We start from the raw sequence: 12,797 nt of genomic DNA, 5'->3' as shown, positions 1-12,797 counted from the left end.
AAAAGCGAAGCATCCTCTGTCCTCCCCCCTGCCAAAAAAGCGAAGCATCCTCTGTCCTCCCCCCTGCCAAAAAAGCGAAGCATCCTCTGTCCTCCCCCCTCTTGTAGGGGGGAACGAGGGGGGTAGGGGGGAACGAGGGGGGTCCGGAGTTGGGGTTAGGGGATGAGGGGGAAAATGTTGAGGAGTAGATAGACACGGTTTAAAACCTTGCCAGCATTGGTTTTCTACCTTAAGTTGACACGGATGCACATCGGTGCGCCCCTACTCACCTGGTAAGGATTTGGAATCGGAGGGTTCTGTATATTGACAGAAAATATTTAACCCAATCTTGAGAATATACAATACCACCACAGTGGCGATCGCAGGATCAAGGGGTAAGCCAGCTAATCCCACCAAATACACAATTAATCCCGTCAGCAAGGGTGTACTTCCCGGATTCTTGCTATACTCCTGTACCTTAGTGCGAAAGCTATCATCGCCACACAATTCCTGACGTAACTGGTTCAGCGTCACTTCCCACAGGGATTTGTCGGGAAAATCGGGGATTGGACCATGTTGCTGAAAATACAGTTCCTCAAACGATGCCTCAATATCTCCATTATGGTCTTTGAGAACTGCGATCGCGTCCTGGGCGGGATCATCATTGGGTAAAATTGCTTGATAGGAATTCAGTTGGGAGGGGGTGAGTTGAGTATTCATCGTATCCACACAGGTTCAATCAGGAACGCAACCGGAAGTCTGGCACTAAGCTGTTCGGCATTTAAACCATAATGTTAAGAATTGCGAAATCCTTGTAGTGCGTTTAGCGAAGCCATGCCGCAGGCTTTGCATCTTGCTCGCTACCCATTCCCAATTTAAATGCGTGACAGCTTATAGGGAGATCAGGATCTGGTATCGATTGTAGCCTGAGACATTCATGAGTGCGATCTAAAGCGCAACTACGAACAATGCTCGAAACTGTATGCTGAAAAGGGAGGGGATAGTATACCACTATCCCCCAATAGTCACCTAGACGATCCCCATTCGACTTCATGACTTAATCCCTTATCGCTGATCAGTTTAGCATCCTTATGGCATCCTCTCCTCATCTCCCGAATCAACCTTGGTGCTTCCACTCTCCCCAACTTGACGATATCCTCGATCGCACTCCGGTTACGGTGACGCTGGATACACCCGTGGTTGAGGTTTTGGCGCGAATGAGTCAGGTGCAGGGATGTTCCTGTTCCCAGGAGGGAGAAAAGACGCCAGAATCCCCGCAGAACCCCTTACTGTCTCCTTCCACTAGCTGTGTTTTAGTTACTCAGGGAACCCAGCTTGTGGGTATCTTTACTGAACGGGATGTGGTGCGCTTAACTGCACAAGGGCGCAATTTGGCGGGGGTGAGTATTCGTCAGGTGATGAGTCCCCCAGATTATCGCCTCAAATCGAGCGAGTTTCGAGATGTTTTTAGCGTTCTAGGTATTCTTAAACAATACCAGATTCGTCATCTGCCTGTGGTGGATGATCAGGAACAATTACTGGGTTTAATTACCCTTTACACCCTGCGTTCGGTGATTGAACCCTCTCATTTGCTGAAACTACGAACCGTGGATGAGGTGATGAATAGGACGGTGATTCAAGCCACCGTGGATACCTCAGTTCTGAAACTAGCGCAGTTAATGGCACGACATCGGGTCAGTTGTGTGGTTATATGTCAAGCTGACTGTTCACGCCATTTAGAAAAATCGACATTAGATCTAACCCCCCAACCCCCCTCATTCCCCCCGGCGAGGGGGGAGAATTCACAGCATCTCTCCTTGCAGGAGAGAGGTTTGGAGAGAGGGTTTTTAGATCCTGTGAAAAGTAATATATGTCAAGAGTTTCCGGCTGGAAATCAACAAAAACCTGTAGGAATTATCACCGAACGGGATATTGTCCAGTTTCAAGTATTAGGTGTCAATCTGAGTGGATTACAGGCAAAGGATGTGATGAGTCAACCTCTATTTTACCTGCGTACCCAGGATAATCTTTGGCACGCCCATCAAGAAATGCAGCGTCGTTATGTGCGGCGATTAGTCGTTACGGGTGACACAGGGGAATTGCTGGGAATTGTTACCCAAACGCGGTTGCTGCAAGTTCTTGATCCGATGGAAATGTATGGTGTGATTGACCAACTCCAGCAAGTCATCGGTCAGTTAGAAGCGGAAAAAATTGACTTATTAGAAAGTCGCAATACTCAACTGGAAGAATTAGTCCAATCCCGCACCCACCAATTACAAAAACAGGCGGAACGGGAACATATTTTACGCTCGATCGCCCAACGGATTCGCTGCTTCCTGAAACTCCCGGATATCTTCCAAGCCACGGTTAAAGAAGTGCGCCAGTTACTCCATTGCGATCGCGTCTTGGTTTATCAGTTTGCAGAGGATTGGAGTGGAGAGATTGTGGCGGAATCGGTGGGTGACTTTCCCTCGGTTCTCGGTTCCCAAGTTCGCGATGCTTACTTCCAAGAAACCAAAGGCGCTGACTATCTGAATGGGCGGCGTCAGGTGGCACATAATATTTATCATCAAGGGTTAACTCCTTGCCATTTAGAACTCCTGGAACAGTTTCAAGTCAAAGCCATTCTCACCGTTCCCATTATTATTAACGAACAACTTTGGGGCTTATTAGTCGCTCATCATTGTGCCGCCCCTCGCCCATGGGAACCTCAGGAATTGGACTTATTAGAACAACTCAGTGTGCAAATCGCGATCGCGATTCAACAGGCAAATGCTTTTTCCCAACTCCAAACGGAACTGGCGGAACGGCAAAAGGCAGAACAATTGGCAAAGGCGACGCAAGAACGACTGCATTATTTACTCTCGGCGAGTCCCACGGCTATTTACAGTCGCCAGTTTATTCCGCCTTATCAAACCACATTTATTAGTGATAATATTACCGCCCTGATTGGCTATACCCCCGGCGAAATCCTGGAACAACCAGATTTTTGGTTAAATCACATTCATCCCCAAGACTTACCCACCGTTCTCACCGGATTTGCTCAACTGTTTCAGCAAGGCTATTCGATTCAAGAATATCGGTTTAAACAGAAAAATGGAGAGTATCTTTGGCTACAAGATGATTGGAAACTGATTCGCAATGACCAAGGGATTCCCCAAGAAATTATTGGCGCATGGTTGGATATTTCCCATCGGGTACAAGCACAGGAACACGCCCAAACCAGTGAGAAACTCTTAGAGTTATTCTATGAATCTGCCCCGGTAGGCTTATGTATTACTGATGAACAATGGCGACTGGTACGGGTTAATCCCGCCTTCTGTCAACTGTTTGCTTATCCCCGTGATTATTTATTAGGACGATCCTTAACCGAATTCCTTGACCCCCATCATTCCGGTGAATGGCAAGTACGGCGTCATGATGGTAAATTTATTGATATTCAGGTTACCACTGGACCGATCATGCAACAAGGGGAACGCTGTTTGCGGGTAACCACGGTTACAGATATTACCGAACGCAAAAAAGCCGAACAAGCGATTCAATCCATGGCGGGACAATTGTCTACGGTGATTGATACCGTGGGCGAAGGAATTACCCTAAGTAATAGTCAGGGGAAATTCCGTATCTTTAATCATCAAATGCAGCAAATTACGGGCTATACCCGCCAAGAGGCAAATCGTTGTGAGAATTTCATGGCGAAACTGTATCCTGATCCACTTCTTTATCAGCAGGTGAAGCAATGGCAAAAAAGTCCCAGTAAGAAGCGCAAACTCCGCACCTTTGAAACAACATTTTGTGATAAAAACGGCGTCCAGAAAACTCTGCTTGTCTCCCATTCGATTATTCACCAAGACAATCAACTCTTGTTTTTAAGCGCCTATCGAGATATTAGCGATCGCAAACAAGCAGAAGAATCGCTGAAACACTTAAATGAAGCCTTAGAAAAGCGAGTGCAAGAACGAACAACGGCGTTAGAACAGACAGTGGAACACCTGCACCGAGAAATTAAGGAACGCCAGCAAACAGAATTAGCCCTACAAGATTCCCATCGCAAGATTAATAATATATTAGAAAGTATTACCGAAGGCTTTTTTGCCCTGGATCAGGATTGGCGGTTTACCCACTTCAACTCCCTCTTAGCCCCCTTAATTAATCGTCCCGTATCGGATATGATTGGCAGATGTATCTGGGATGAATTTCCCGACGCCATTGGCACCCAATTTGAAACCATCTATCGCCAAGCAGCCAGAGAACAAAAACCGATGGCATTTGAGGAGTTGTATGCGTCGAACAATACCTGGTATGAAGTGCGAGTCTATCCCTCGGAAGACGGGTTATCGGTCTATTTTCGGGATATTAGCGATCGCAAAAAAGCAGAACTAGCGTTGCAAGAGAGTCAGCGATTTATCCAACGAATTGCGGATACGAATCCGAATGTGTTATATATTTATGATATCGCCGAACAACGTAATATCTATATTAACCGTTCCGTTGCTCAAGTGCTGGGTTATAGCCCGGAACAGATTCAGCAGATGGAATCCAAACTGTTTGAATCCCTAATGCATCCCGATGATTTAGCTCAAGTTTTACGCCAGCATCAACGCTTTGATACGGCAAAAGATGGTGATATTATTGAATGTGAGTATCGGATGCGCCATGCGGATGGTCAATGGCGTTGGTTATATAGTTGGGATACAATTTTTACGCGCACATCTGAGGGGAAACCGAAACAACTTCTAGGTACAGCGTCAGATATTACATCGCGCAAACAGGTAGAAGAAACCCTACGCCAACAGGTGGAACGAGAACGATTAATCAGTGCGATGTCTCGACGCATTCGTCAATCCCTAGACTTGGAGACAATTTTGACAACGACGGTTGAAGAAATCCAACAATTACTGATGGCTGACCGAGTATTAGTGTATCAGCTTTTTGAAGATAATCGGGGACGGGTAATTGCGGAAGGGGTAGCCTCAGGATTTCCCCAGTTATTGAATAGTATCTTTCCGGCGGAAACCTTTCCGCCAACCTGTTATCAGAATTATGTTCAGGGAAAAGTGTATACGTTAGCCGATCGCGATCGCGAAGATGTTTTACCTTGTATGGTAGACTTCATGCGGGAGTACGCAATCCGGGCAAAACTGGTTGTCCCAATTGTGCAACAGGATATCCTCTGGGGATTACTCATTGTCCATCAATGTTCCCATCCGCGAGAGTGGCAAACCTGGGAAATAGAGTTACTCGTCTCCCTAGCCACCCAACTCGCGATCGCGATTAAACAGTCTCAATTATACGAGCAATTGCGCCACAATAATGATATCTTAGCCACAACCAATGCGGAACTCGCCCACGCCACTCGGTTAAAAGACGAGTTTCTGGCAAATATGAGTCATGAATTGCGAACGCCACTGAATGCGATTCTAGGGTTATCGGAAAGCTTACAGGAAGAAGTCTATGGAGAGATTACCGAAAAGCAGCGCAAGTCTCTCGCCACGATTGAAAAAAGTGGTAGACATTTACTGGAGTTAATTAACGATATTCTGGATTTAGCCAAGATTGAATCCGGGAAGTTGGAGTTAAACCTGACAGCCGTTAGGATTAGCCAACTGTGTGATGCGAGTTTATCCTTGATTAAACCCCTAGCGTTAGATAAAAACATTACGTTGTCGGGAAATATTGCAGCAGGATTAGGGACAATTCTGGGTGATGAACGACGCTTACAGCAAGTCTTAATTAACTTATTAAGTAACGCGGTGAAGTTTACCCCAGAAGGGGGACAGGTGACGGTGGAAATTCGTAAGCAAGATGGGGGAGATGAGGAAGACAAGGAGGTAAACGCTACATTTAGTCAGGGCGGGTTTTGTTCAAACGTTACTATCAGTAGCCAAAAGAAAATCCCTAAACCCGCCCCTACCAACCATACCCTTGAGGGGGAGGAAGGGTTAACATTCAACACTTCCCCCAATGAGATGCTTTATATCAGTGTCAGTGATACGGGAATTGGAATTGCTAAAGAACATCGGGAGAAACTGTTTCAGTCTTTCGTCCAAATTGATAGTAGTTTATCCCGGCGTCATCAGGGAACGGGGTTAGGATTAGCATTAGTAAGGCGAATTGTGGAATTACATGGGGGATGGGTAACTGTAGAAAGTGAAATCGGAAAAGGGAGTTGTTTTACCGTGAGACTACCTTGGCGTTCTCATCCAGTGAATCATTCCATCAGTTACCCCGCAGAAAAGGCGACGCTAGGGTGTAGTGTATCAGACATTGAAGATACAACGTTACTGCGAACAACTCCTTTAATTTTATTGGCGGAAGACAACGAAGCCAACACCCAAACCTTATCCGATTACTTACAGGGAATCGGCTATGAAATGATCATGGCAAAAGATGGCAAAGAAGCCGTACAACTCAGCCAACGGCGCAAGCCTGATTTGATTTTAATGGATATTCAGATGCCAGAACTTGATGGGTTAAGCGCCACCCAACAAATTCGCGCCAATCCCCGCACCGCCACCATTCCAATTATTGCCATAACCGCCCTAGCCATGTCAGGCGATCGCGAAAAATGTTTAGCCGCAGGTGTATCCTATTATATGACTAAACCTGTGAATTTGAAGAAACTAGCAACGATTATCAATGCCTTACTCACCGGATAAGCTTATATAAACGATGAATCCTGAAATGTTCCATCCTACATTATCAAACCGTAGGGTGCGTTAGCGAAGTAACGCACCATTTAACTTTTGATCCCCCCAAATCCCCCTTCAAAAGGGGGACTTTGATTGAGATTAAGCATTGTAGGTTGGGTTGACGCAAGGAAACCCAACAAAATCTAATGCTAAGGTTCATCTACTACGAACAAACACAATACTACCCCTCCTCCCGCGCTTGCTGAAGTAAACAATAAATCGCTAAACCCGCCGCCGCAATTCCCACAAAAGCCGAATAGGTGTACAGAGTAACGACAAATGTACTCACTTCCAAGGTTTTTAGCAAAAGTTCAGAATGCTTCCTATTCATCACAATCGGGTTGAATGGTTTACTCTTCCATCAAACACCCCCGAATCCCAGGTTTAATCCCAATCCCAACCCATTTGTTAACCACTTTGTCCCAACTTAGTCCCAACTTAGTCCCAGGTAGGATTATTACTATTGGTATACTAAGAAAAAGATTGTGCGATCGCGCTGAAGCGCAACTACGAACGGCTAACCCCTCAACTCCCCTAAAACTATTGGCATTAATCGGACAACGAGGCTACACCGGTTCCCAACACTCGCTCCGCAGTAAGCGAATTTGGGCTAATGCTAATATAGTGGGGATAATCCGACCGTAATTTGTCGCGATCGCACGCCAGCCTAAGTCGGCGAAGAAATAGCCCCACAATACTGGTCCAACGAAAGCAAATAAAGTGCGAGTTGCCCCATAACGTGCTGCATTCGCAGCCATTCCCCGCTTCGCGGTTTGCAGCACTAGGTAATTCTGAAACTGAGTCGCTGCTGCTGCACCTCCCTGAACCGCTGCTTGTTTTGCCACTTGATACCGGGCAAAATGGATGGCAAACTGACGCGCTACCTGTTTAAGAATAATTGGCTTGACAATCGAAGACACCGCTAACGCCGAACCCCCCTTAATCAACAAATCCATCGGATTGTGCTGAATATGTGCCGGTAACGGTTGGGATTGATTCGACTGGGCTAATGAGCGCTGTACCCGCACAGTAAGCGATTTTTGTTCGGCTGGGGGTAATTTTTTCCAGGCGCGACTCATCAGGTTAAGAAATATTTCTGCTTCCAGATCCGTGGTGGATAGTTTTTTAGAATAAGGAATCTTCAGGTAACGGCAAACCTGAATCAGCGCTTGTCGGTAAGTGAAATCATTCGTGCGTCCCTTAAGCACAGTCATCCCATCGGCGGCTAAAAAGCGAAACCGTTGCTCTAGAGTATCCAACCACACCTGCCGATCTTGACTTTGAACGTCGATGGGTTCAGGGGTTTGCAGATAGTCTAGGGGATTAAACTGACGACGGAACAAAATTTGTGTCAGTTGTTGTAATTCGTCTTCCGTTGCCAGTTCTAAGGCGCTTCTGAGTTCATCCAATGGTATTCCCTCCAACCCCTAAGCCACTACTGTTCTCTATTCTACCTGTATACTTAGCATCAACCGGACAGGAGATTTTGTCGTGTTTGATATTGCGATTATCGGTGCAGGTATGGCAGGACTGATCTGCGCTCAACAATTGTACCAAGCTGGGTATCGAGTCGTTGTCTTAGAAAAGTCTCGTGGTGTTGGTGGGCGAGTGGCAACTCGGCGGATTCAGGGAACCCCAGTTGATCATGGTGTGCCGTTTCTAGAGGCGAAGGGCAAGTTATCCCAGCAGCTAATTGAGACATTGTGCGATCGCGGCATTCTTCATCGTTGGATGGATAATCAAGATCAGGCTGAATGTCCATCTCCTCGGTATGTCGCCCCCACAGGTATGACAGCTATTGCCAAATATTTGGCTCAGGATTTAGATATCCGCTTCTCCTGCCGCGTCTGTGCGATCGCGCCTACTCCTGAACAAACCTGGCAGATTACCTATCATACACCTGAGGAAACTGACAACAACTTAACCGCCGCCGCCGTGGTTATGGCGATTCCCGCCCCCCAAGCATTAACAGTGCTGGAACCCCTAGAAAAAGAGTTCCCCTCTAATTTCTTAGAGAGTCTACAGACAGTAGACTTTAACCCCTGTTTGAGTGTCATGGCGGGTTATTCCAGCCCCCAGCAACCGCCATTAACATCAGGCTCGATCAACTGTTCACCCGATGATAATTTAGCTTGGATTGGTGTAGATAGCAGCAAACGGTCTGATTCGACTTCATTAATATGTGTGTTTCATAGTACGGCTGAGTTTGCTCAACATTATCTAGAAGCTGCCGATTTACAGGAAGCGGGTCAACAGTTACTCACTCACGCGGCTCAAATCCTCGTTCCTTGGCTCAAGACTCCGGATTGGTTCCAAATCCATCGCTGGCGCTATGCCTTTCCCAGAACTCCCGCCGATAAAGATTGTCTGGTGACAACTACACCCTTACCCCTTGTGTGTTGTGGCGATTGGTGTGGGAATAATTTAATTGAAAGTGCGATCAAGTCTGGATTAGCCGCCGCCGTTAAGATAAATCAACACTTGCGGCAACTTTCCTTACCCGATCAAGTCATAAGTTTTGTCGGGGCGGGTTTGATTACTATCCTTTCTTGCTGCACCCAGATATGACTAAACCTGCCCAGTGACGTCAGGGCGGGTTTCCGAAAAAAACATGATGAAATTTTTTCTCTGTGAAAATAAATTCATTGGGTATTTATACCCTGAATAAATTCTTCATAAAAGCTTTATATACAATTGACGAAAATTATATTAAATTAAGTAAAAGAGAGAGCAAACTCAACTCAAGTACATAAAGCCTTCATCTATCCGATGAACTTTAAACGGCTCCAATGAATTGCTCTTGAAGATCAGGTGCGCTACAACTTCATACTCCTTTCGGGGTTAGAGCCGTTAATTCATAAACAGGGGTAATCTGCAAAACTGTTGAAAACGGCTGATACACCTTAGGTATCACCACAAACGCAGGTAACTTTTAGAGGGAACTACCAATGACAACCAGTGCAACTGCCATCAAATTCATTCTTACACCCGTAGCACTTTCAGCAGCCGTATTTGCAACCTTGACTCTACCCCTCAATCTATTCGGTTCCAAACCTGTGACGGTTCAAGTTCAAGAAGAGCCGCTTTTTTTTGGCGAATTGAAAGACTTTGCCCCTCAGTATCTAGGGGTAGCGGGCTTACTGAGCGCAGGTGTGGGACTCACAAGTGTAGCCATGATGGGGTGGCAACAGTCAAATCGGAAATCGGCTGTTGTTGAACAAAAACTTGCCCAATTAACCCAGACATTAGACGAAAAGCAAAAACTGCTGGATAACATCAGAAGCTCACAATCTCAGTTAGATGCGTCTGGGCTACAAAACTGGTTGGATAAACAGGCGACAGAATTAACCAGTACCACAGTAAATCAAGACACTCAGACACCTGCACCCGTAAACGCGATGGAGCAAGACACTCCAGAGATAGAAGAAGTATCGTTGCAAACTGCATTAGAGGAACAGATATCGTCTCCAGCGAATTCAGCACCAGTAGATGTGATTGAAACGCCGCCGCCAGTGGAACCGCAGGTTATGAGTGAGCAACCGATTACTTCCGCTCAAGTGAACTCGATGCAAGCACTCGCAGCATCCTTAGCATCAGCTCAAGCAGTCTTCGGTAATACCCCACCCCAAGATGCACAACCGTCATCGCCAACAACCTCAGAAGTTGAGAGAATAGACCATCAACTTGAACAAATGATGGCACAGATTGTCTCCATGCGACAGGCGCTACAGTCAAATCAGTATACTGTTCAAAATACGGTTGAGGAAGATAGCAAACGGCATCATGGTTTAAAGTTAGTCAGTTAGGAAAAAAGGGAAATGGCGTAGCACAACTAATGTGTGGATAACGCTTATATCCAAACACTGTAGGGGCGCACCGACGTGCGCCCGTGTCAATTTAAGCTCAACCCCTCACCCCCAGCCCCTCTCCCACGCCGGGGAGAGGGGAGCAAGAGCATCCGATCCCCCTTCTCCCGTGCAACAAAAACGAAGTATCCTCTGTCATCCCCCCTCTTGTAGGGGGGAACGAGGGGGGTCGGGAGAAGGGGTTAGGGGATGAGGGGGAAATGTTGAGAAGTAGATAGACACAGTTTAAAACCTTGCCAGCATTGGTTTTCTACCTTAAGTTGACACCAATGACCGACGTGCGCCCGATTTAATAGTAAAATCCATCCCACAATTTGAGCGTTGTTATATAGCATTACCAAGGCAGGTTAGGACATTTTCTACTGTTCCCCATTCCCTGTTGGGATTAACTGATGTCCTTTCCGTACCTCGTGGTGCTATATCAACTGTTTGGCAAAAGCTAACGCCTCGTCACGAGTCGAAACTTTGCCTTCAATCCTGGCAATTTGAATCTCTGTGAGTAACTCGCCAATTTGAGGACTCGGTGGTAACTTTAACTGTTGGATCAAATCATGACCCGTTACCAATGGAGTCGGATGAGATACTTGATCCTCTGGGTTTAAATAACGATTGATTAAGGGAGCGATTGACTCAACCGATACCCCTTCTGCAACAGCTAGAACCGCTAAAGCGGGGAAAACTGACCCGACAGCTTGAAAGAAAAAATACTGCTCTCTTAAGCTCATGGGTGAGGTGACATGAGATAAAAGTTGGGGTAAGTATTGAATCATAATCAACACAGCCCGAATTTCGGCGCGGCTGTATTTTAACTGTAAAAGTTTGGCTTGTGCTGGTTCAACCTCAGAGGGTAATACGTTCGTCAATTTTGCTAAACTTAACCACGATAAGGATTTGCCACTGACTGGGGTTTTCAGTTGGCTGGCTAATGTCTGCCATGTTTGAGCCAGTACACTCGCGGCGTTATCCGTTGCAGCGATTTGGGTGAAGTTATCAGCCTTCGTATCCGGAAACCAATGGTGAAGTAATTGATCCTGCCAAGCAGCGGTAAGCCAAGGTGTTCCTTGCGGCGATTGCAGCAGGTAGTTTAATTCAACTTGTACTCGTTCGGCTGCTATGTTTGCCAGTAAGGGAGCCAATTGGCGAATTGTGGATTGAGTCGTGGATTCTATCGTAAAACCCAGTTGAGCGGCTTGGCGATAAGCCCGCAGTAATCGTAAGGGATCATCCTGGAGATTCGCTGGGGATACCATGCGGATTATACCTGCATGACAATCGGCTACACCCTGCAACGGATCAATAATTTGCTGGGTCTGGGGATTATACGCGATCGCATTAATGGTAAAATCACGTCGATACAAGTCAGTCTCTAGGGTTTCCCCTTCCTGTTGAGCAATATCAACGGTAGCGGTATCAAAAACAACTCTGGCAATCTGTCGCGCTTCATCTAGCACCACAAACCCAGCGTTGTAATGACTTGCCAGCTTGCGGGCGACTTTCACCGCTTCATGGGGAACCACAAAGTCCAAATCCAAATAGTCAGCCTGTCGTCTCAGCAACGCATCTCGTACCGCCCCACCGACTAAGCAGGCTTGAGGCGGTAGCCACTCTAGACTGAAGGGAAACCTTTCAGGAGACAGAACCGATAAGTCAGAATTCATCGTGAGTAACGAATACTGGGGGACAAAGGACGAATGACATCGGACAAATCAAAAAATCCATCGAAATAGTGGTCAATCTAGGGCTGGTCTAAGTTAGGCTAACAAAAAGGACTTGGAGTTTGGGCAATGTGTATTTGCGTTAACTGCCACTATGTAGACCGATGCACCACCTATAATGCGGTGGAAACCCAGCATCAGCAACCCCATCTGACGGAAACGCCAGATTTTGAGCCCATTGAACCAACCATCAATGTCAACATCCGTCCTCAAGCGGATTTTGTCGAGATGGAATGGGATGTCGTGGGATGTAACAGCTTTAAGGAAGAAATGGGCAAATGGGCAAAACTGCGTCCAGGTGAGTTGGTGCCAACTTAAGTAGTTGTATCAAAACAACTTCGCGTTTGACATAGTGGAATCAATTTTACGGTTAAATCGGGCGCAAGGCTTTGCGCCCCTACTGTATCATGCCACTACACCCAATCCCCTACCTTGTCTCAACCGATATAGCGCTACGCGCTAGGCTTTCTTGCAATAAGCAACACCTCGTTCGAGTTGACACAATTTGCCAAAATACGTGAAAATGTGATAGGTGATAAGTTTTT

8 protein-coding genes are annotated in these 12,797 nt (G+C 46.4%); 4 read left to right on the top strand and 4 right to left on the bottom strand.

All coding sequences use genetic code 11. The features are described from left to right. Positions 1-261 precede the first annotated feature (261 nt). Positions 262-699, bottom strand: coding sequence for a hypothetical protein (locus RH949_RS16670; protein ID WP_006098536.1), 438 nt, complete (start codon positions 697-699; stop codon positions 262-264). Positions 700-1,070: 371 nt separating this feature from the next. On the opposite strand from RH949_RS16670, the gene RH949_RS16665 reads away from it, so the two are divergent. Then, positions 1,071-6,638, top strand: a complete 5,568-nt coding sequence (locus RH949_RS16665) for a PAS domain S-box protein (RefSeq protein WP_446354639.1) — start codon at positions 1,071-1,073, stop codon at positions 6,636-6,638. 214 nt (positions 6,639-6,852) lie between these two features. Here the strand turns inward: RH949_RS16665 and RH949_RS16660 are convergent, their stop codons facing one another. Beyond that, a complete protein-coding gene (locus tag RH949_RS16660) occupies positions 6,853-7,002 on the bottom strand; it encodes a hypothetical protein (protein ID WP_157453004.1) in 150 nt (49 codons plus the stop codon). A gap of 235 nt (positions 7,003-7,237) precedes the next feature. After that, positions 7,238-8,080, bottom strand: coding sequence for a YaaW family protein (locus tag RH949_RS16655; RefSeq protein WP_006098602.1), 843 nt, complete (start codon positions 8,078-8,080; stop codon positions 7,238-7,240). Between the two features lie 82 nt (positions 8,081-8,162). Here RH949_RS16655 and RH949_RS16650 point away from each other — a divergent pair, with 82 nt between their 5' ends. Continuing rightward, positions 8,163-9,239, top strand: coding sequence for an NAD(P)/FAD-dependent oxidoreductase (locus RH949_RS16650; protein WP_446354636.1), 1,077 nt, complete (start codon positions 8,163-8,165; stop codon positions 9,237-9,239). Between the two features lie 380 nt (positions 9,240-9,619). After that, complete coding sequence (locus tag RH949_RS16645; protein WP_446354634.1) at positions 9,620-10,477, top strand: hypothetical protein; 858 nt, start codon at positions 9,620-9,622, stop codon at positions 10,475-10,477. A gap of 476 nt (positions 10,478-10,953) precedes the next feature. On the opposite strand, the gene RH949_RS16640 is transcribed toward RH949_RS16645, so the two are convergent. Continuing rightward, entirely contained in the window at positions 10,954-12,195 is a 1,242-nt protein-coding gene (locus RH949_RS16640) for a CCA tRNA nucleotidyltransferase (RefSeq protein ID WP_446354632.1), read from the bottom strand. Between the two features lie 126 nt (positions 12,196-12,321). On the opposite strand from RH949_RS16640, the gene RH949_RS16635 reads away from it, so the two are divergent. Beyond that, the gene (locus tag RH949_RS16635) at positions 12,322-12,570 is read left to right on the top strand and encodes a Ycf34 family protein (protein ID WP_006098751.1); all 249 of its coding nucleotides are present in this window, start codon (positions 12,322-12,324) and stop codon (positions 12,568-12,570) included. Positions 12,571-12,797 lie beyond the last annotated feature (227 nt).

The sequence above is a fragment of the Coleofasciculus sp. A1-SPW-01 genome, from assembly GCF_040217205.1.
Classification (GTDB): Bacteria; Cyanobacteriota; Cyanobacteriia; order Cyanobacteriales; family Coleofasciculaceae; genus Coleofasciculus; species Coleofasciculus chthonoplastes_A.
Note: the sequence above shows the minus strand (reverse complement) of the source record. Positions and strands in the feature narration are given on the sequence as shown.